Annotated in this window: 20 protein-coding genes and 1 tRNA gene; 19 read left to right on the top strand and 2 right to left on the bottom strand. The window is 41.7% G+C overall.

Annotated features, from left to right (window positions below; all coding sequences use genetic code 11):
- Positions 1-3 precede the first annotated feature (3 nt).
- The 16 genes from AB840_RS07000 (at position 4) to AB840_RS06920 (ending at position 15,476) form a co-directional block, all read left to right on the top strand.
- Entirely contained in the window at positions 4-807 is an 804-nt protein-coding gene (locus AB840_RS07000) for a TlyA family RNA methyltransferase (protein WP_048514119.1), read from the top strand.
- An 11-nt stretch (positions 808-818) separates the two neighbouring features.
- Positions 819-1,691 (top strand): NAD(+)/NADH kinase, encoded by an 873-nt coding sequence (locus AB840_RS06995; RefSeq protein ID WP_048514118.1) that lies wholly within the window; start codon positions 819-821, stop codon positions 1,689-1,691.
- 1 nt (position 1,692) lies between these two features.
- Positions 1,693-2,268, top strand: a complete 576-nt coding sequence (gene mnmM / locus AB840_RS06990) for a tRNA 5-(aminomethyl)-2-thiouridylate-methyltransferase MnmM (RefSeq protein ID WP_143742738.1) — start codon at positions 1,693-1,695, stop codon at positions 2,266-2,268.
- Between the two features lie 8 nt (positions 2,269-2,276).
- The gene (gene argR, locus AB840_RS06985) at positions 2,277-2,732 is read left to right on the top strand and encodes an arginine repressor (protein WP_048514116.1); all 456 of its coding nucleotides are present in this window, start codon (positions 2,277-2,279) and stop codon (positions 2,730-2,732) included.
- 7 nt (positions 2,733-2,739) lie between these two features.
- A complete protein-coding gene (gene recN / locus AB840_RS06980) occupies positions 2,740-4,422 on the top strand; it encodes a DNA repair protein RecN (protein WP_048514115.1) in 1,683 nt (560 codons plus the stop codon).
- An 84-nt stretch (positions 4,423-4,506) separates the two neighbouring features.
- Positions 4,507-5,304 (top strand): 4-hydroxy-tetrahydrodipicolinate reductase, encoded by a 798-nt coding sequence (gene dapB, locus AB840_RS06975; RefSeq protein ID WP_048514140.1) that lies wholly within the window; start codon positions 4,507-4,509, stop codon positions 5,302-5,304.
- A gap of 26 nt (positions 5,305-5,330) precedes the next feature.
- Positions 5,331-6,368 (top strand): aspartate-semialdehyde dehydrogenase, encoded by a 1,038-nt coding sequence (locus AB840_RS06970; RefSeq protein ID WP_048514114.1) that lies wholly within the window; start codon positions 5,331-5,333, stop codon positions 6,366-6,368.
- A gap of 16 nt (positions 6,369-6,384) precedes the next feature.
- Positions 6,385-7,272, top strand: a complete 888-nt coding sequence (dapA, locus tag AB840_RS06965) for a 4-hydroxy-tetrahydrodipicolinate synthase (protein WP_048514113.1) — start codon at positions 6,385-6,387, stop codon at positions 7,270-7,272.
- Positions 7,273-7,681: 409 nt separating this feature from the next.
- The gene (locus AB840_RS06960; RefSeq protein WP_048514112.1) at positions 7,682-8,728 is read left to right on the top strand and encodes a proline racemase family protein; all 1,047 of its coding nucleotides are present in this window, start codon (positions 7,682-7,684) and stop codon (positions 8,726-8,728) included.
- A 93-nt stretch (positions 8,729-8,821) separates the two neighbouring features.
- Positions 8,822-9,604 (top strand): substrate-binding periplasmic protein, encoded by a 783-nt coding sequence (locus AB840_RS06955; RefSeq protein WP_048514139.1) that lies wholly within the window; start codon positions 8,822-8,824, stop codon positions 9,602-9,604.
- A gap of 83 nt (positions 9,605-9,687) precedes the next feature.
- Complete coding sequence (locus tag AB840_RS06950; protein WP_048514111.1) at positions 9,688-10,347, top strand: amino acid ABC transporter permease; 660 nt, start codon at positions 9,688-9,690, stop codon at positions 10,345-10,347.
- The gene (locus tag AB840_RS06945; protein ID WP_048514110.1) at positions 10,344-11,066 is read left to right on the top strand and encodes an amino acid ABC transporter ATP-binding protein; all 723 of its coding nucleotides are present in this window, start codon (positions 10,344-10,346) and stop codon (positions 11,064-11,066) included. The genes AB840_RS06950 and AB840_RS06945 overlap by 4 nt, the downstream gene beginning before the upstream one ends.
- Positions 11,067-11,099: 33 nt before the next feature.
- The gene (locus AB840_RS06940; RefSeq protein WP_048514109.1) at positions 11,100-11,714 is read left to right on the top strand and encodes a cytidylate kinase-like family protein; all 615 of its coding nucleotides are present in this window, start codon (positions 11,100-11,102) and stop codon (positions 11,712-11,714) included.
- 11 nt (positions 11,715-11,725) lie between these two features.
- On the top strand, positions 11,726-12,517 hold the full coding sequence (locus AB840_RS06935) for a 4Fe-4S cluster-binding domain-containing protein (RefSeq protein WP_072061786.1): 792 nt from the start codon (positions 11,726-11,728) through the stop codon (positions 12,515-12,517).
- A gap of 34 nt (positions 12,518-12,551) precedes the next feature.
- Entirely contained in the window at positions 12,552-14,996 is a 2,445-nt protein-coding gene (gene hypD / locus AB840_RS06930) for a trans-4-hydroxy-L-proline dehydratase (protein WP_078791731.1), read from the top strand.
- 403 nt (positions 14,997-15,399) lie between these two features.
- Positions 15,400-15,476, top strand: a tRNA-Arg gene (locus AB840_RS06920).
- A gap of 104 nt (positions 15,477-15,580) precedes the next feature.
- Here the strand turns inward: AB840_RS06920 and AB840_RS06915 are convergent.
- Together AB840_RS06915 and AB840_RS06910 are read right to left on the bottom strand one after the other, a co-directional pair.
- A complete protein-coding gene (locus AB840_RS06915) occupies positions 15,581-16,132 on the bottom strand; it encodes a hypothetical protein (protein ID WP_048514107.1) in 552 nt (183 codons plus the stop codon).
- 27 nt (positions 16,133-16,159) lie between these two features.
- On the bottom strand, positions 16,160-17,416 hold the full coding sequence (locus tag AB840_RS06910; protein ID WP_048514106.1) for a DEAD/DEAH box helicase: 1,257 nt from the start codon (positions 17,414-17,416) through the stop codon (positions 16,160-16,162).
- Between the two features lie 233 nt (positions 17,417-17,649).
- Here AB840_RS06910 and AB840_RS06905 point away from each other — a divergent pair, with 233 nt between their 5' ends.
- From AB840_RS06905 to nifH, 3 genes are all read left to right on the top strand, one after another.
- On the top strand, positions 17,650-18,075 hold the full coding sequence (locus AB840_RS06905) for a hypothetical protein (protein WP_048514105.1): 426 nt from the start codon (positions 17,650-17,652) through the stop codon (positions 18,073-18,075).
- A gap of 4 nt (positions 18,076-18,079) precedes the next feature.
- Entirely contained in the window at positions 18,080-18,940 is an 861-nt protein-coding gene (locus tag AB840_RS06900) for a hypothetical protein (RefSeq protein ID WP_048514104.1), read from the top strand.
- A gap of 516 nt (positions 18,941-19,456) precedes the next feature.
- Positions 19,457-20,260 (top strand): nitrogenase iron protein, encoded by an 804-nt coding sequence (gene nifH / locus AB840_RS06895; RefSeq protein ID WP_268776077.1) that lies wholly within the window; start codon positions 19,457-19,459, stop codon positions 20,258-20,260.
- Positions 20,261-20,265: the final 5 nt, after the last annotated feature.

Below are 20,265 nucleotides of genomic sequence, written 5' to 3'. Positions count from 1 at the left end.
AGTATGCAGAAAAAAGAACGGCTTGATGTACTTTTGGTCAGCAGAAAATTGATTGAAAGCAGGGAAAAGGCCAAGGCAACAATCATGGCTGGTTTGGTTTTCGTTGAAAATCAGCGTGTTGATAAGGCCGGCACCAAATTACCCGTCGATATTGAAATAACGGTGAAGGGGAACCCGATTCCGTATGTCGGACGCGGCGGGCTTAAACTGGAAAAGGCAATGCAGATGTTTCCTATTGATCTTACAGATCGAACTATGATGGATATTGGCGCATCAACTGGTGGATTTACAGATTGTGCTCTTCAAAATGGTGCTGCGAAAGTGTTTGCTGTTGATGTCGGTTATGGGCAGCTGGCATGGAAATTACGTACAGATGATCGTGTTGTTAATATGGAACGGACGAATATACGCAATGTCACCGTTGCTGATATAGGAGAGCCTGTTGATTTTATTTCTATTGATGTTTCTTTTATTTCTCTCCTTAAAATTATGCCGGCTGTAGTGCCCCTATTGAAAGCCGGCGGGACTATGGTAACATTAATCAAACCGCAGTTTGAAGCAGGGCGGGAATGTGTTGGCAAGGGGGGCATCGTGAAGGATCAGCAAATCCACCGGGATGTGATCCAACGTATAACAGAAGGGATCGCCGCTTGTGGTATATCGCCGCTTGCGTTGACTTTTTCCCCGATTAAGGGTGCTGACGGAAATATTGAATATTTGCTGTATAGTGAGCAGGTTGCACCGTGTCACAATGATATTACTGATGATGCCATTGATATAGTGGTTCGTCAATCTCATGAAATGTAGGTGATTATTCTATGCGTATCGGTATATTTCCTAATTTAGTCAAACGTGAATGTGCAGCTATTGTGCAAGCGCTTATCAGATTATGTGAAGCCCGTGGTGTCGAATATTATTTGCCGGCATATGTGGGAGAAAGCCAGCAGCCAGCATATCAGCTTATTTCTCCAGAGCATTTACGTCCCCGTATGACAATTTACAGCTCCATTGATATTGCAATGGTACTTGGGGGCGACGGGACGATATTGAAGATGTCTAAGCAGTTTGCCAGTGCCGGCATACCTATTTGTGGTGTCAATCTTGGTTCGCTGGGATTTCTTTATGAGGTGGAAACTAAAACTCTGGGGCAGCGCATACAGGATATTTTATCAGGTCATTATTTTATAGAAGATCGTATGATGCTGCATAGTGAATTATGCTATGAAGATGGCATGATCCAGACGCTGCCAGAAGCACTGAATGATATTGTGATCGGGCATGGCAACGTCGGGAAGCTTATTCGGGTCGATATGAGCATCAACGGTCATTTTATTCAACAATATCCTGGTGATGGTATTATTGTATCGACGGCGACGGGCAGTACGGGATATACATTTTCCGGCGGTGGACCGATCGTGTCACCGCGAGTAAAATGTATTATGGTAACACCCATTTGTCCCCATCTGCTCTTAAAGGTTCCGCTGGTTCTCAATGATACGGATCAAATCAGTTTTACTGTCGCTAACAGCCGCAACAGTGTCCGCGTATCTGTTGATGGAATGATGGATCAGGAATTGATGAGAAATATGACACTTAAGGTCTGCAAGTCAGAGCATGTTTTAAAAATTATCCGATTTAACCAAAACTATTTTTATACAAATCTTTTTACTAAATTGATGGGAAATGACTGATATGGATAACTATCCCTTTAATAATGCTGTTTCTATGGCACATATGCTGTTGCTGCCATATGTGCCGCAGGCTGGCGTACTTATTGATATGACTTGCGGAAACGGTCATGATACAGCTTTTTTGGCATCTCTTATGAATAAAGACGCCATGCTGTATGCCTTTGATATACAGGCCTGTGCGATTAAGGCAACTCAAAACATACTGGCAAAACAGAATATTTGTACAGAGCATATTATTTTTTGTCAGGGATCACATGATGACTTAGTATCACATGTCGATCGCCCTATTGATATTGTTCTGTTCAATTTAGGATATTTGCCATCCGGTGATCATGGGATTCATACCAAAAGTGAAATAACTATAAAAGCTATAAAAATATGCTTGAATAAAATTGCGAAAAATGGGATAATTATGATAGCAGCGTATCCTGGTACTGATTCGGGAGCACGCGAAGAACAAGCTGTTTGTAAATTTCTTGAACAGCTGCCGCAAAAAGAATTTCACAGTTCTTCTTGGCGGCCTGTAAATCAGATTCATTATCCGCCATTACTATATATTGTACAGAAAAGAGGGTAAGGATTACTATGAAAAGATTTCGTTATACGAAAATAAAAGAAATTGTCCAGTCCCGACCAATCGAAACACAGGAGGAATTAGCTAAAGCTCTTCAAGAAGAAGGTATCGAGGTTACGCAGGCTACGGTATCCCGGGATATTAAAGAATTGATGCTTATTAAGGTTCCGACTAGTGATGGACATTATCGGTATGCGTTATCACCGGAACAAAATATGCTGATGTCTAAAAATCGGATGGCTCGCTTATTTCAAGATTCGATTGTTCGTGTCGATGCGGCATATAATCAGATTGTCGTTCATACGCTGCCTGGTTCAGCCAGTATGGTTGCCTCTGCTATTGATCATGCAAAATGGGAAAGCGTTATTGGTACATTGGCCGGCGATGACACAATACTGATTATTACGAATAATATTGAAACTGTTCCCCAGTTGGTTAAACTCATCGTTTCATTAATGAAGGAATGATGCTATTATGCTGCAATCGCTGCATATACATAATTTTGCACTTATTGAGGACCTGCATATCACTTTTGGTGAAGGCGTTACGATTTTTACCGGTGAAACAGGAGCCGGTAAATCTATTTTGCTTGATGCGATAGGTATGTTGACCGGAAAACGCGCTTCAGCATCGTTCGTGCGTCAGGGCACGGATTCGTTTCTTGTTGAGGGCGCGTTCTTTTTTGCCGAAACGGACCATGATATATGGAATTTGTTACAGGAAAATCATATTGAACGAGACGATTGTCAAATTGTAATTTCACGGCAATTTCATCGCAGCGGTAGAGGGACCAGTCTAATAAACGGAACACTTGTCCCGACCGGAATCGTCAAAAAAATCGGCGAATATTTTCTTGATATTCATGGGCAGTTTGATAATCAATTGATTTTTGATCCGACATATCATGTAAGAATTTTGGATCACCTGACTCCGCAGCTTCAGATTGCACGCAGTACTTATGATGATCTATATGGACAGTGGCATTGTTTGTGTACACAAATCCGTCAACTCCGGCATGATGAAAGTGAAAAAGCGCGGCTCCTTAGTGTACTTGATTTTCAGATTAAGGAAATTGAGAGCGCGCAGCTTCGACCGGGTGAAGATGAAGTGCTGGAGCAAAATATCAACAGAGCTTCTCATGCCGGACACATCCAGAATAATCTGAATGATGCCCTGTTTTGTTTAGAAGGAGGAGATCGCCAGAAAGGAGCTGTCGAGCAGATTGAAGCGATGCACCGCAGTTTGGAAAAGGCCTCGGAGTATGATGCTGACTTTAAAGAAATAGCGGGAAAAATAGAAACTTTATCCTATGAAATTGAAGATATTCATGATGTTCTTTTGCATTATGCTGATTCTTTTGATTTTGATGAACATGCCTTGGATCATATGCAGGCCCGTATGGCCGTGATTGAAAAACTGAAACGTAAATATGGGTTTACCATTGAAGAGATACTGACCTTCTTGGATAAAGCCCGAATGGATTATGAACGGTTGGATCAGTCTGAGGGTGTATTGACTTCCTTACAGGCAGAGGCGCAGCATAGAGAGCAGGACCTGCGCCGGCAGGCCGGTATACTGCAGGAACTTCGTCTGAGTGCCGGCAAAGAATTTCGCAGGACTATGGGACAAGCGCTTGTGCAGATGGGGATGCCTGGCTGCCGCATTGCGTTTCAAGTTCAGCCTATGACGGCGGTCAGCGCCATGGGGGCTGATTCTATTGAATTATATTTTTCTGCGAATACAGGTGAAGATATGAAGCCACTGGCCAAAATTGCTTCCGGCGGTGAAATATCCAGAATTGCCTTGGCACTGAAAACAAGCAGTCGGAATATGATTGTTGGCCAGACGATTATATTTGATGAAATCGATGTAGGTATCAGTGGGCAGACCGGTTTGCAGGTGGCGGATCATATCCGCCGGCTGCGTCATAAAAGTCAGGTTTTTTGCATTACGCATCTGCCTCAGACAGCAGCCAGCGCAGATCATCATTATTTTATTTATAAGAAGGAAATTCATGGACGGACAGTTACACAGGTTCGTGTACTGTCCGACAGGGAACATATAGTGGAAATTGCCCGGATGTTTGCCGGCAATGATACGACTAAGGAAAGTATCGAAGCTGCACGGCAGTTAGTGCTGCAGGTACGGCGGGAATAGGCATAGAGCAATTCTTGACTTAATAGCATAATAGGTATATATTAAGGTTAATCTTTAACAGACGGAAAAGGGATGGTGAGCGTTATGCTTCGCGTATTAGTAAATGGCGCTGACGGCCGCATGGGAAGTCAGGTCGTCAAAGCGGTATATGAAGATAAAGAGTTGGAAATTGTGGGTGGAGTTAGTATTAGTAATATTGGCAGGGATATTGGCGAATTGGCTGGTGTAGGTGTTTTGAATATCCCTGTCCGGGCTGATTTGGGAGCTGTACTGGAAGATATTAAGCCTGATGTTGTCGTTGATTTTACGGCACCTAAGGCTATTTTTGACAATGCTAAAACTTGTATTTCTCATGGTGTGGATATTGTCGTCGGTACAACAGGTCTGACAGAAGAGCAGCGTGTGGAATTGGGGAACATGGCTGTGGAACATAGAGTCAGTATTTTTATAGCGCCTAATTTTTCTATAGGTGCGGTTCTTATGATGAAATTATCGGCAGAAGTTGCTCCGTATCTGCCGGACGTAGAAATTATCGAACTTCATCACAATAATAAACTAGATGCACCATCCGGGACGGCTATCATGACGGCTGATAAAATTGATGCAGCCCGCAAAATAGCTGGCGCACAGCAGGCACAGGACAAGACTCATGAAAGTCTGGAAGGTGCTCGCGGTGCTAAGGTAGATGATATTCCTATTCACAGTGTTCGTTTGCCCGGATATGTGGCGCACCAGCAGGTTTTATTCGGTGGTTACGGAGAATTATTGACGATCCGGCATGACTCTATCGACCGCAAGTCATTTATGCCGGGAGTTATTTTAGCTGTAAAAAAAGTAAGCTCTCGTCCGGGTCTTACATTCGGACTTGAAAATTATTTATAAGGGAAAATCTTGGGGGGACATTATTTATGACAAAGAAACCGGTAGTTGCGATTTTAGGTGCCACAGGTGCCGTAGGGCAAGAATTTATCCGTCTGATTGAAGAACGGGAGTTTCCGTACAGTAAGCTGAAATTATTAGCATCTATCCGTTCCGCTGGTAAAAAAATGATGGTAAACGGAACGGAGTACACAATCGAAGAAGCCAGACCCGAATCTTTTGATGGTGTGGATATAGGGTTGTTTGCCGGTGGATCCATCAGTAAAACGCTGGGTCCTGAAGCTGCCAAACGGGGGTGTATTGTCATTGATAATTCCAGCGCATTCCGTATGGACCCGGCTGTCCCGCTTGTTGTTCCGGAGGTCAATCCAGAAGATATTGCTTGGCATAATGGGATTATTGCCAATCCGAATTGCTCGACGATCATTATGCTTATGGCGTTGAAGCCAATTCATGATGTATCTCCTATTAAAAAAATTATTGTCAGCACGTATCAGGCTGTTTCCGGAGCGGGCAAGGAAGGTATTGACGAATTAAAGGAAGAAACAGAAGCATATCTAAAAGGCGAAGAAATGCACCCTAAAATCCTTCCCAGTAAGAGTTTGCACAAGCATTATCCCATTGCGTTTAATCTTATCCCGCATATTGATGTGTTTTTGGAAAACGATTATACCAAAGAAGAAATGAAAATGGTCAATGAAACGCACAAGATACTTCATGATACGGCTATTGCCATTTCTCCTACGACTGTTCGGGTACCGGTTTTCCGCAGCCATGCTGAATCCATTCAGGTAGAAACAGAAGCGGCACTGACGGTGGAAGCAGTCCGCAGGGCCATTGACCAATTCCCGGGAGCACAAGTATTGGATAATCCTGATAAAATGGAATATCCTATGCCTCTTTATACCTCGGAAAAGTATGATTGCTATGTTGGCCGTATTCGTAAAGATATCTACAATCCCAAGGCAATTAACCTCTGGGTATCGGGTGACCAAATTCGTAAAGGAGCGGCCCTTAACGCATTACAGATTGCTGAATATATGCTTGCACATGATATGATTAAGTAAAAGGGAGTTGTTAAGTATGTTGAAATTCGGGAATGTTATTACCGCTATGATTACGCCTTTTCATGAAAACGGTTCTGTTAATTACAAGGAAGCGGCAAATCTGGCAAAATACTATAGCGAAAATGGTTCAGATGGTATCCTCGTGGCTGGAACGACAGGTGAAGGCGCCACGTTGACGGTGGATGAAAAATTGAAGCTTTTTAAGGATATTTCACAGGCGATTGGTGATAAAGTTTTGGTAATGGCCAATGTTGGCTCAAACGACACGGCTCAAACGATTGATTTTGCCAAACAAGCCGAACAAACTGGCGTAGACTGCCTGCTTGTTATTGTGCCTTATTATAATAAGCCCAATCAGTCCGGCTGTTACGCTCATTTTGCAGCAGTGGCCCAAGCGACAAAACTGCCGATCATTATTTATAATGTTCCGGGACGTACAGGTGGAAAAATTCTGGCGGAAACAGTAGTCAAACTAGCTCGAGATTTTGATAATATAATCGGTATTAAAGAGGCCAGCGGTGATTTGGAAGCGGCAGCTAGTATTGCCCGTGATACACCATCCCATTTCTATGTGTACAGTGGAGATGATGCTCTTACTCTGCCGATTTTATCTGTCGGCGGACGTGGTATTATCAGTGTTGCGGCCCATATTATTGGAAATCAGATGAACGAAATGGTTCAGGCCTACAAAGACGGTAATGTTAAAAAAGCGATGGAACTTCATCATAAATATTTGCCTGTGATGACAGGTATTTTCTGTACGGTTAATCCGACGCCTATCAAGGCATGCTGCAATATCCTGGGAATGCCTGCAGGTCCGTTCCGGCTGCCTATGGTAGATGCCAGTGACAAGGAAAAGGAATTTCTGCAGACCATGATGAGAGATGCAGGCATTATGTCATAATGAAAGAACGCAGGCAGGAATAAAGAATGATCCGATCTATAAGGAGGAATATCTGATATTGGATATTCCTCCTTGTTTATTAGTTAATATTGACAAAAAATATAAATAAAAGTTTATAAAATTTATAAAACAGATAAAGTAAAACCAAATATAAACATATCAATTTATAAAATAATCCTTGACTAATTTAAACTTTTAATGTAATATAAATTCATCAAATAAAACAATAAGGAACACAACAGGCTCTTCTGTTGTTGCTTTTTTGATAAAATATTTGCCGAGTATGCTAGTAAAGATATAATAAGAGTGCATGACAACAAAATAAGGAGCAGTGTAAATGATGGCGTTTATTTTCGAATAAAACGCCATCTTTTTATGTTGCTTAACATAGTCAAGGGAGGGGGATAGTATGTGGCATACAGATAGTAATCGATTGATAGAACCATTGATGGAAAATCAGCATTTTTTAGTTATTGATTCGCATACAATGGGAGAACCGACTCGAATTGTAGTAGATGGATTTCCGCATGTGGATGGGGCTACTATGATTGAAAAAAAAAATTATATTCACTGTCATTATGATGATTACAGGCGGTCGGTCATGTTGGAACCCCGGGGACACGCCAATATGTTTGGGGCTGTTTTGATGACACCGGTTCATAAGGAGGCCGATGTTGGGGTTATATTTATGGATAGCGGCGGATATAAAAATATGTGCGGTCATGGTTCCATCGGTGTAGCTTCTATGCTGGTCGATGAAAAACTAGTCAACGTGACAGAACCATATACTACGGTACGGCTGGATACCCCGGCTGGTATTGTGACGACGCGGGTAAAGGTGGAAAATGGACATGCCGCAGAGGTTACTATTACAAACGTTCCTTGCTTCTTGTATCGGAAGGGCGTTAGCATTACCGTATCTGAGTTGGGAACCGTGACATTAGATATTGCCTTTGGCGGCAGTTTCTTTGCTCTGGTTAATGCTGATGAATTGAAAATTTCTTTGATGCCCGATAATATTGGATATTTGATCAAGAAGGGAATGGAAATTTTACATATTGTCAATGAACAGGAAAAGGTAAAGCATCCGTGTCTGGATATTGATACGATTGATTTGGTTGAATTTTATGGCAAAGCGGATGATCCGCAGGCAACAATGAAAAACGCGGTTATATTTGGTGATTTTCAAATTGACCGCAGCCCCTGCGGAACAGGCACTAGTGCTAAAGTTGCTGCTCTTCACCGAAAAGGGATTTTGAAACAAAATGAACTTTTTGTTTACGAAAGCATTATGGGGACGTTGTTTAAAGCCCGTATTGTCAGAGAAACTATGGTGGGAACGATTCCTGCCGTAATTCCTCAGATTACCGGCAGTGCCTATATTACGGGAGTGAATTGGCTGATTGTTGATTCAAGCGATCCTTTTAAAACGGGATTTCAAATTCGAGGAAATTAAAAACTGTTTATAGGGTTAGTGCTCATCATCTGGGCAGTATAGGCAAAGATGTTTTCATACAGTAATAAAAATAATTGAGAGGGGTGTATGATTATGATGTTTAGTTCAAAAATTAAAAAAGCGGTATTAGCAGGGGTTTGCGCCATCGTGGCGGTTTCCATGTTAGGGGGATGTGGCTCATCCAGCAGTTCCGGTGATTCAGCAAGCTTGAAGGGGAAGGAACTGAAAGTTGGGACAGGCATTTATGCACCATTTTCTTTTAAAGATCAAGACGGAAAATTAGTTGGTTTTGATGTTGATCTGCTGGATGCATTGGCGAAAAAATGTGGTTTTACATATAAGATTACACCGACAGAATATGATAATTTGTTTATGTCTATTTCTAATGGGGAATATGATATTGGCATGGGTCAGGTTTGTATTACCGACGAACGTAAAAAGAAAATGGATTTTACAGAACCGTATGCACATGCCGGCTTACAGTTTATTGTTAAAAAAGATTCAGGCATTACGTCTATAGATCAACTGAAAAGTAAAAAGATTGCTGTTGAAAAAGGGACGGCTGCTCATAAATATGTGACAGAACATTGCAAGGATTCTGAAATTGTCGTCTTCCCGCAAATTTCAGCCGCATTTCTAGAAGTTGAGCAAGGGAAGGCTGATGCTCTGATGCAGGATAAACCCAATGCGGCTTATTACATCAAAAAGCATCCGGAAAGTAATTTGATGCTTATGGGAAATGAAACAGATAAGATTCCAGATGGTTTTGCATTGGTTAAAAACAGTCCATATAAGGCAGAGTTAGACAAAGCTCTAAAAGAATTGCAGGATGACGGAACGATCAAGAAATTAGAAGATAAATGGCTCAATGTATAATAGCAATACATAGATAAAACTAATAGTCCCGGCAAAGTGCGCTGTTCTTTGCCGGGACGGGTTTTTAAGAGGGGGGAGAGGACATGTTCAATTGGGAGAATGCGTCAACTATTGTAGGAGTCATTTTAAATGGACTGCTTTGGACTGTCGTTATTTCGGTCACAAGTATTATCATTGGGTACTTTATCGGATTGCTTACCGGATTTGCCAGAGCGCGGCAAATTCATATTTTGAAGACGGTTTCTACCTTTTATGTTTGGCTGATCCGCAGTACGCCTATTTTAGTCCAAGCACTGTATATATACTTTGTACTGCCAAAGATGATCGGCGTGAGCTTATCGCATGAAGCGGCCGGTATTCTCTGTGTATCCTTAAATGCGGGGGCATATATTTCAGAAATCGTCCGCGGGGCTATTTTGGAAGTGCCCAAAGGACAATGGGAAGCCGGCTTATCTTTGGGGATGACAAAACTGCAGGTCGTTTTTAAATTGATTCTTCCTATGGCCTTTCGATCTATGCTGCCGGCATTAGGTAATCAATTTATCATTACCGTAAAGGATACATCTATTTTGACGATTATCGGCGTTGCTGAAATGACCTATCAAGCAGGCCAATATGCATCTTCTACGTTTGAATTCGTTGAAAGCTATACTATTTTGGCAGTATTTTATTTAGTTTTGATTTCCGGCTTGACCGTATTGATCAATATTTGTGAACAACGGATGGGAGTGAATGCCAAATGATGGACGTAGAACATTTAAAGAAACAGTATGGCGATAATTTGGTGTTAAATGATATCAGCTTGAAGATAAAAGAAGAGGTAACTTGTATTTTAGGACCTTCCGGCGCTGGAAAAAGTACATTTTTGCGGTGTTTGAATTTATTGGAAAAACCTACCGGCGGCGATATTTTATATGATGGGCACAGTATTTTGGATACCTCTTACGATATCCGAAAACTGCGGGAAGAGGTTACTATGGTGTTTCAGCATTTTAACTTATTTCCCTTGCGTTCTGTTGTGGGGAATGTTATGCTGGCGTTACAAAGCGTAAAAAAAATGAGTAAGCACGATGCGCATGATCTGGCAATGGAAATGTTGAAAAAGGTCGATATGGTGGATAAAGCTGACAAAATGCCGGATATGCTATCCGGAGGTCAGCAGCAGCGTGTGGCGATTGCCAGAGCACTGGCAATGCAGCCTAAGATGATTCTTTTTGATGAACCTACATCTGCATTGGATCCAGAACTTGTCGGCGGTGTTTTAGACGTTATGCGCAATTTGGCTCATAATGGCATGGCTATGGTGATCGTTACCCATGAAATGGCATTTGCTCGTGACGTATCCGATCGTATTATATTTATGGCCGACAGTGTTGTGCAGGAGGATGCGGCTCCCCATGAATTTTTTACGAATCCCAAAACAGAACGGGCACAAAATTTTTTAGCTAGATTTTTATCGTAACAAACCGTTTTTTCAGCGAAGGGAGCCACTGTCATGGAAAAATTTGTTATTACTATTAATCGTCAGTTCGGCAGCATGGGACGGCCTATTGCCAAAGAAATGGCTGAGGCATTAAATGTAGAATATTATGACCGTGATATTATTGAACGGGCTGCCAGTAAATTGAATATGTCTTTGTCTATTGCCAGTGATTTGGAAGAATCAGCGGCTAAAAATAGATTCTGGAACATGTGTTTTCCTTTAGGGCGGGGAGAGATAAAGAAGCAGGACGAACTGTTTCTGACGCAGAAAAAAATCATTTTAGATTTGGCAGATGCTCGTTCTTGTATTATTGTAGGACGATGCTCTGATTATACGCTGCGTTGTATGGGAAATTTAGTACGTATTTTTATTTATGCATCGTATGAGGACCGTTTGCAGAACTGCATTGAACGATTGAAAATGCCGGAAGATGTGGCTAGGACAATGATTAAGCAGGTGGATCAGGCACGGGACGCGTATCAGATGAAATATGCACATTACCTGCCAGGGGATTTTCGGTATAATGACCTTCTTATTGACAGCAGTATGCTGGGAGTGGAAGATACGGCACAATATTTGACAGAGCTTGTATTGAAAAAATTTTCGTCCAGACGGATTGAAAATTGAGGAGATAAAGGATGATAGAGCCGCAAGGCACCCCTCTGGTGTTTAATATACAAAAGTTTTCTATTCATGATGGGCCGGGCATACGCACTACGATCTTTTTTAAAGGATGCCCGCTATCGTGTCCGTGGTGTCATAATCCAGAGAGCCAGGGATTTGAGACGGAAATGATTCGACAAGCCAATGGCAGAATGGATAAGGTCGGAAATACATATTCTGTGGCCGAATTAGTGAAAAAAGCTGCGCAGGACGTAATTTTTTATGATCGTTCCGGCGGTGGCGTGACGCTGTCAGGCGGTGAAGTTATGGCACAGAATATAGAGTATATTACTGCGCTGACGCAGCAGTTGCAAAAAAAAGGAATACATGTAGGCATTGATACCAGCGGAGCAGTTCCCTTTCTAAGATTTGAGAAAATTCTGCCGTATACTGACTTTTTTCTATATGATGTGAAAGTATTCGACAAAAAAAAGCATATACAATATATGCGAATTGATAATTCTGAAATTCTCGGCAATTTAAAACGATTAAGCCTGTCAGGGGCCGTGTTATATCTTCGTCTTATCCTGATTGATGGGGTTAATACTGATCAAGAAAAAGATATATTGCCCCTTCTGAATTGGTTGAAAAGGGAACATATTCAAGTTGAAAAAATTCATCTTCTACCGTATCATACATTAGGCAAGGATAAATATATGGGATTAGGAAAAACACCCGTATTGTTTCGGGTACCAGAAACGGATGTGTTGCAGAAGATAGCAAGAATATTTCAGGAAGCGGGATATAATACAATTATTGGTGGGTAAAAAGTGTGACATACAGTAAAGGAGGCCATGCATCATGGGTGAAGCGGCACTTAAGGAACGAGTAAAAAAGGGAATGCATACGGAGCAGAAAATTGTAGAAGGGCAGTGGGGCTGCACAGAAAGAATCAAGCGGTTACGTGAACTCAGTGTTCATGGGAGTATGCCATCTATTTCCATGGAACGGGCCGTTTTGATGACAGAAGCCTATCAGAAATATGAAGGAACTTGTTCGAGCCCCGTGCTGCGGGGAAAAGCTTTTTACTATCTTATGGCGCACCGTACGTTATATTTGGAAAAAGGGTCGCTGATTGTAGGTGAAAAAGGGGATAGACCTTGGGCGGCCCCTACATTTCCAGAGCTATGTTGTCATACAATGAAAGATTTTGATAACATGAATAACAGGGAACGAGTCTTTTTTAAAGTGACAGAACAGGATAAACAGATACAAAGAGATGTGATTATTCCGTACTGGCAGGATAGAGCTATGATGGCCAGAATGAATGCACTGCTGCCGGAAGAATGGAAAAAGCTGTTTGCTGCCGGGATGTATACTGAATTTCTGCAGCAGCGTGGTCCTGGGCATACTGTGGCAGATGGAAAAATATACGAAAAAGGATATGGTGATTTTTTAGCAGAGATACAAAATCAAATTGATTCTCTGGATTACAACCATGATTTGCAGGCCTTGCAGAAAAGAGAAGAGTGGGAAGGGATGAAGCTGGTTTGCAAGGGCATGATTTTGTTGGGAAAACGCTATGCTGCATTAGCCAGATCGATGGCAGAATCAGCAACAGATTTGCAATGGAAAAAGGATTTGCTGGATATTGCCGTCACGTGTGATATTGTGCCGGAACACAAGCCGCAGACGTTTCGGCAGGCGGTTCAGATGTATTGGTTTACGCATATTGGTGTTACGTCAGAAATGAATAACTGGGATGCTTATTCACCAGGAAAATTTGACCAATATTTGGAACCATTTTATGAAAAGGATATGTCTGATGGCCGGCTAAATTATGAGAGTGCAAAAGAAATTCTAGAGGCGTTATGGATACAGTTCAATAACCAGCCGGCGCCGCCTAAAGTGGGAATTACGTTGAAAGAAAGTGCTACATATACTGACTTTTGCAATTTGAATACAGGTGCATTGCGCCCAGATGGAACTTCCGGGGTCAGTGATGTAAGCTACCTTATTCTTGAAGTCATGGATGAAATGCGTCTTTTGCAGCCTAGTTCTAATGTGCAGATTTCTCAAAAATCACCGGAAATATTTCTGCGTAAGGCACTGGAAATTTCTCGTAAGGGTTGGGGACAACCGGCTTTTTATAATAGTGAAGCCATTATTCAGGAATTGATGTATCTTGGAAAGTCGTTGGATGATGCCCGCTCCAGCGGCATTGCCAGTGGGTGCGTCGAAGCAGGAACTGCGGGGAAGGAAGCCTATGTTCTTACTGGATATCTCAATATTCCTAAGGTGTTGGAATTGGTATTGAATAGAGGATATGATGCTTATACAGGCGCTTTTGTTGGGGTTGATACCGGTGATCCGTTGACTTTTGCTTCATATGATGAGGTATGGCAGGCATTTCTGAAGGAATTGAACTATGTTGTTGATGTTAAAATTGCCGGTAATAATATCATTGAACGATTATATATGGAAAACATGCCTGTGCCGCTGTTGTCTGTTATTACTGATGACTGCATCCTGAAAGGACTGGATTATAATGCCGGTGGTGCCCGGTACAACACAAGCTATATCCAATGTGTCGGTATTGCGACAATTACAGATTCTCTGGCGGCTATCAAAAAAAATGTATTTGAGAATAAGCGTTTTACAATGGCTGAATTATGGAATGCCTGTAAATCGGATTTTTCCGGTTATGATGAAATTTTCCATATCGTTTCGCAAGAAACGCCAAAATATGGAAATGATGATGAGTATGCTGATACTATTTTACATCAGGTGGATTTGGCTCTGCAAAAGACAATTGCGGGCAGAAAAACACCGAAAGGCTCCCGGACTGTTGTCGAATTTCTGCCGACGACATGCCATGTGTACTTTGGACAGGTAATGGAGGCCAGCCCGAACGGAAGGCATGCTCATATTTCACTTCCAGATGGAATTTCACCAGAAAAGGGTGCTGATATCAGCGGTCCGACGGCAGTGATCAAGTCATGCTCCAAACTGGAACAGTTAAAAACCGGCGGGGCACTGCTGAATCAAAAATTTACTCCGTCAGTAGTGGCTGGACAGCGGGGAATTGATTGTTTGGCAGCCTTGGTGCGTTCGTATTTTACGATGGATGGGCATCATATTCAATTTAACATCATTGATAAAGAAACGCTCCTGGATGCACAAAAACATCCGGAACAGTATGAAAATCTTATTGTGCGTGTTGCTGGATACAGCGATTATTTCAATAATTTGGATAAGGCATTGCAGGATGAGATTATCAATAGGACGGAACAGACTTTTTCCTAGGTCAAATCACTCAATGCGTCCGCATCTATGGAATAACGGCTGCAGGCACTGTAAAAGCGGCAATCGTGATGATAGCTGGAGTTACGGCGGAAGGGCTTGTTTGCTTAAAATAGATGGGAGCATGAACTTCCTGAGAGATAGTAGGGATATGGCGGTGCAGACCCCGAGCGATTTGTTTGAAGGAGCAACGTTGCATCAGCGCATGTTTAATGAAGACACATTCTGTAAGCTCTGCTGCTGACTTCTTGTTTGTAGCAGTAATTGCGATGGGGAATGCTTCTGAGGGTAGCAAGTACTGTTTCAGGTTACCTCCTGCAGAAGTAACCTATAAAGAAAAGTGATATTTGACAAAATGATTATAATTTGATAAAATAAATAGGTCGTCGTGAGGCGGCTTATGTATGACTCGGTAGCTCAGCTGGATAGAGTGACTGACTACGAATCAGTAGGTCTAGGGTTCGAATCCCTACCGGGTCACCACAATGAAGACGGTGTGCATAGTTTATGTACACTGTCTTTTTTTTATGTCGTAAATAAAAAAAACTGGCAGCAGTACCTGTAATCAGGGTACTGTACCAGTTTTTTTATTTTTGAAGGTTAGGAGAGCAGTCTACAATGACACTGTCATAAGAACTGCCGTTCATGCTTTTCATAATCGTATAGCTGCCCTGTGTTGCCGGAATGGCAGAGGCCAACAAGTTACTGTGCCATTTTTGGACGATCATTGTTATATTACCTGTTTTTTTGCTGGTTTCAGATAATTTTTCACCATCGCGGGGAAGAAGTTTTTCTGAAAGTGGATTATCTCCATTTTTTGAAGGGAAGGTGATAGTAACGGCCTTACCGTCTTCGAATACTGTTTTATAAGTACCATTTTTAAATACCTTGATGGTATCTCCCTGTGCAAAAGGATGTCCAAATTCTTTTTCCCAGCTGGTCAAGGTATCTCCAATTCCGGGAAGCTCTCCGACTGTATTACTATCTTTTTCATTTTGAGCTTTTGTGTTTTTTGAGTCCTTTGTCTGTTCTTGCTGCGTGTTTTGCTTTGTTGTATCTGAAGAAGTGGGAAGAGCGGTGCAGCCGGCACTTACCAACATTGTCAGAACAGCCATGAATACAGCTAATTGTTTTTTCATAGGATAACCTCCTGTCATTTTTTGATGTTATCGTCTGCGACGGTTGTCGCCGCCCTTATGAAGTGTTTTATGACGTTTCTCCTTGGTTGTTTGATAGGTGCTGGGCATTGTATCCGTTGCTTCCTTTTTCTTCTTTGGCGGACGGTTGCTGGACTTGATTTTTACTTGTCCATTAGAACTGTATTTGGTAATTGTTGCATGTATTGTGTGTTCAATACGGCGAACCCACTGCTCGTCAGCGGCGGTGGCAAACATAACGGATATGCCTTGGTTTCCGGCGCGGCCTGTACGGCCAATGCGATGGATATAATAGTCAATGTCGTGGGGCACGTCATAACTGAAAACGTGGGTAATTCCTTCAATGTCAATCCCGCGAGCAGCAATATCCGTTGCCACGAGAAGCTGCGTTTTGGCACGGGAAAAATCGCGAATTACCTGTGTGCGGCGTCCTTGCGACATGTCGCCGTGTAATTCACCAATATTAAACCCTTTGGCAATGAGCTGTCCAGCTAAAATGGAAGTTCGTTCTTTAGTATTGCAAAAGATAATTGCCAGATATGGGTTCATTTCTTCCAGCATACGGCAAAGTACTGCAAGCTTTCGTTCTTCACTAATCATATAGATGCGTTGTTCGATATTTTCCAGTGCAATAGTAGTTCCTTCAAGTACATTGAGAACCAAAGGATTTTGCATATGTTTTTTTGCCAGCCCTTTGATTTTGTCGGGGACGGTGGCCGAGAAAAATAATAATTGACGGCTTTTAGGAGTCATGCTGATCAACATATCGACGTCTTCTAAAAATCCAGCCTGCAGCATTTGATCGGCTTCGTCGACGATGACTCTCTTGACACCACTTAAATCAAGTGAATTGCGTCGGCAATGATCAAGGAGACGGCCAGGGGTACCAATAACTACCTGAGGATGCCGCTGCAGCTTTTGCAGTTGGTTTTCGATGGTCTTTCCACCAATAAGATTAAGTACATCGAGACCCAGCGACGGGGCCAGCATATTGGCCACATCAGCAATCTGACGGGCTAACTCGCGCGTGGGAGCCATAACTAAAACTTGTTCCATATGTGTGTCTGCCTTGATTTGCTGTAGAGACGGCAGCAGAAATGCGTATGTTTTGCCTGTTCCGGTTTGGGCTTGCGCCAGTAGATCACGCCCTTTAAACAGTGCTGGAATGGATTGGGCCTGAATGGCCGTTGGTTCATGTATCCCTTGTTTAGAGAGGGCGTCGCATAATATCGGCGCAAGACCCAATGTTTGAAATGTTTTTGCCATAATGCCTTACCTTTCTAAGTTAAAAATGCTTATGTTTACCATTTATTATAACAGGAATATAGGATAGTTGCTAGGCCCTTTTATGAGGGGAAGGTGGTCAGGACAGGCTGATACGGCACTTTTTTAAATTTATATGGAGAGGCACATGAAAAGTGTACTGTTCATTATACTGTAATCTATGGTATACTTATCTATTATAATGAAGACTGTAGTTTTATGACGGAGGAAATACTATGAGTTGGTGGTACGATATTTTGCGGCAGTGCGTATTTATGAGCTTTTTTATTATTCCGATTCCCATCGGATCGTATACGATACATAATGGTTCCAGTGCTTTTGTTGCGCTTGTTGTCTATATTGTGTTGTCTTTTTGTATTCCCTGGGCTTATTTAGGAAGTCGGGAAGCACGTTTTAGCAGAAAACAATTGGCAATTGGACGAGGCAGCTTTGTGGCAGTATGGATTATCATATCGATTCTATTTGGGATTTTTAGTACGTTGATGGAGGAAGTTTGGAAATACGCCCCTTTCTGGGAATGGCCGACGGTTAGCCGTGATATTATTTTTATTTTAGGAATGTATGGTGAAATATGTGTTATTATGCTGGGCGCATATATTGTGTCACGCGTATTTTCTATGCGGACATCAGAAGGAAGGTAACAGTATGAATGTTGGAAGTACAGAAAAAATACGGGCGATTGTTTGGCTGGCCATTTGGATTGTACCGATACCTTTTGGCGCCTTCGTTTCAGATAAAAGTTATTTTGCACCGCTGTCTTTATTAGTATTTCTTTTAGCATCAATCAGCCTTCCCGTTACTGTGCGATATAGACAGATAAAACGCAGAGGAGATTCTTTATATGCACCCATTCCGGACCTTCTTTATGGCAGTTTGATTGCTATGTGTATTGCGATTGCTGTTTTAAATGGATGTATGTCCTTGGCAGTATGGCAGAGCTATGGTATTCGAATTACTGTCTTTTTCTTTTGGATGCTGGGGACGATTACATTGCAAACCTTATTATCATGGGGGATAGAGATATGGAAAGCTTATCGGCGCAGGCATTGGTATTCTGAATTTTTGGATCCTGTTTTGTATAGTCTGCCATTGCCATGCGCCCTTATGGGAATGTTTTTATTTCCTGCTGTTCAGGCGTCTGATGTAACACAAAGTTTGGTTGTCGGCCTGATGGGGATTTTAGGATTTGGATTTGTGATTATAGGTATCTTTGTTATTGCTACCTTTGCTTTTTATTTTTTCCCATCCAAGGAGCTGCGCTGTACTGAACGGTTGGTGCAGCTTGTCAGAATTATGGTCATGGCGGCGGTGTGGCTGGGAATTCATTCATTTATATTTGACAGTAAAATACAAATTTTCAGTACCTTTATATTTCGATTTATGCCATTGTCACAAAATAATTTTTTGGTTTTTGTTACTCCTTTTTTATTGGAAAGCATTTTTATTATTGTGTCTGTTGCCATCAGTAATCTTGTTGTCATACTTGTACATAAAATGGTAAAATAAATTTTAGCATAAAAAAACTGCCGCATTGAGAGGCAGTTTTTTTTATAGAGAAAGTATCAGGAAAAATGACAATGAAAAAATATCATACTCGTATTAATAATAATGAATAATAATGCAAATAAAAAATATGATAATCATCATGAAATATTAAAAAAATTAAATATAAATATCGTTATTATAATTTAATAAAATGAAAAATGTATATTTGCGATATAAATTACTATTTTTTATTAAAATAACTTAAAACATATTGATATAACAAAAGAGAAAAACTATAATGTGAAGAACAGAAAAATATGTACAGTCCTGAATAACTAATCATCTTGCAAAGTGGTTGCCGGAAACGAGAGGGAAAAGCGGGATTTAAAGATAATGACGTCTTGATACAGGGGGTATTGAGATGTCTTTTTTTTTAAGGTATATAGAGTATCTGTTCTAAATTACAGTGTATTGCCGTGCAGCAGGAAATAATGCTGCTTATATAGGATAGGAGAGCGTACTATGAGATAAGTCGCTATTTATGGAAAAGGTGGAATCGGTAAGTCTACAACGACACAAAATCTAAATGCAGGGTTAGCGGAAATGGGTAAGAAAATCATGATAGTCGGCTGCGATCCCAAGGCTGATTCGTGCCGCTTAATTCTCGGTGGCTTGGCACAGCGTACCGTATTGGATACGCTGCGTGAAGAAGGCGATGATATTGAATTGGAAAAAATCATGAAAACGGGATTTGCCGGCATCCGCTGCGTAGAATCCGGCGGCCCGGAACCGGGAGTAGGCTGTGCTGGACGGGGGATTATTACATCTATTAACTTGCTGGAACAGTTAGGAGCTTATACGGACGATCTCGATTATGTTTTTTATGACGTATTGGGTGATGTAGTGTGCGGCGGGTTTGCCATGCCGATTCGTGAAGGCAAGGCCAAGGAAATTTATATAGTATGTTCTGGTGAAATGATGGCATTGTATGCTGCTAACAATATTTCTAAAGGGATCCGCAAATATGCGGAAACGGGCGGTGTTCGGTTAGGCGGTTTAATTTGCAATAGCCGTAAAGTTGAGGGCGAAGCAGAATTGGTTGCATCTGTAGCCAAAGAATTAGGAACGCAGATGATTCATTTCGTACCGAGAGATAATATGGTACAGCAGGCAGAAATTCGCAGAAAAACGGTTATTGAACATATACCGGATTGTGATCAGGCTGATGAATACCGGACGCTGGCTAAAAAAATAGACGGCAATGATATGTTCGTTATTCCAAAACCAATGAAACAGGAACGGTTGGAACAATTATTGATGGAACACGGATTGATGGATTAGCTGCG

This window comes from Megasphaera cerevisiae DSM 20462, from assembly GCF_001045675.1.
GTDB lineage: Bacteria > Bacillota > Negativicutes > Veillonellales > Megasphaeraceae > Megasphaera > Megasphaera cerevisiae.
This window is presented reverse-complemented; position numbering and strand designations above follow the sequence as displayed.

Coding starts and splice junctions, on each gene's coding strand:
- AB840_RS07000 (WP_048514119.1), top strand. CDS start 4: ATGCAGAAAAAAGAACGGCTTGATGTACTTTTGGTCAGCAGAAAATTG.
- AB840_RS06995 (WP_048514118.1), top strand. CDS start 819: ATGCGTATCGGTATATTTCCTAATTTAGTCAAACGTGAATGTGCAGCT.
- mnmM (WP_143742738.1), top strand. CDS start 1,693: ATGGATAACTATCCCTTTAATAATGCTGTTTCTATGGCACATATGCTG.
- argR (WP_048514116.1), top strand. CDS start 2,277: ATGAAAAGATTTCGTTATACGAAAATAAAAGAAATTGTCCAGTCCCGA.
- recN (WP_048514115.1), top strand. CDS start 2,740: ATGCTGCAATCGCTGCATATACATAATTTTGCACTTATTGAGGACCTG.
- dapB (WP_048514140.1), top strand. CDS start 4,507: ATGCTTCGCGTATTAGTAAATGGCGCTGACGGCCGCATGGGAAGTCAG.
- AB840_RS06970 (WP_048514114.1), top strand. CDS start 5,331: ATGACAAAGAAACCGGTAGTTGCGATTTTAGGTGCCACAGGTGCCGTA.
- dapA (WP_048514113.1), top strand. CDS start 6,385: ATGTTGAAATTCGGGAATGTTATTACCGCTATGATTACGCCTTTTCAT.
- AB840_RS06960 (WP_048514112.1), top strand. CDS start 7,682: ATGTGGCATACAGATAGTAATCGATTGATAGAACCATTGATGGAAAAT.
- AB840_RS06955 (WP_048514139.1), top strand. CDS start 8,822: ATGATGTTTAGTTCAAAAATTAAAAAAGCGGTATTAGCAGGGGTTTGC.
- AB840_RS06950 (WP_048514111.1), top strand. CDS start 9,688: ATGTTCAATTGGGAGAATGCGTCAACTATTGTAGGAGTCATTTTAAAT.
- AB840_RS06945 (WP_048514110.1), top strand. CDS start 10,344: ATGATGGACGTAGAACATTTAAAGAAACAGTATGGCGATAATTTGGTG.
- AB840_RS06940 (WP_048514109.1), top strand. CDS start 11,100: ATGGAAAAATTTGTTATTACTATTAATCGTCAGTTCGGCAGCATGGGA.
- AB840_RS06935 (WP_072061786.1), top strand. CDS start 11,726: ATGATAGAGCCGCAAGGCACCCCTCTGGTGTTTAATATACAAAAGTTT.
- hypD (WP_078791731.1), top strand. CDS start 12,552: ATGGGTGAAGCGGCACTTAAGGAACGAGTAAAAAAGGGAATGCATACG.
- AB840_RS06915 (WP_048514107.1), bottom strand. CDS start 16,132: ATGAAAAAACAATTAGCTGTATTCATGGCTGTTCTGACAATGTTGGTA.
- AB840_RS06910 (WP_048514106.1), bottom strand. CDS start 17,416: ATGGCAAAAACATTTCAAACATTGGGTCTTGCGCCGATATTATGCGAC.
- AB840_RS06905 (WP_048514105.1), top strand. CDS start 17,650: ATGAGTTGGTGGTACGATATTTTGCGGCAGTGCGTATTTATGAGCTTT.
- AB840_RS06900 (WP_048514104.1), top strand. CDS start 18,080: ATGAATGTTGGAAGTACAGAAAAAATACGGGCGATTGTTTGGCTGGCC.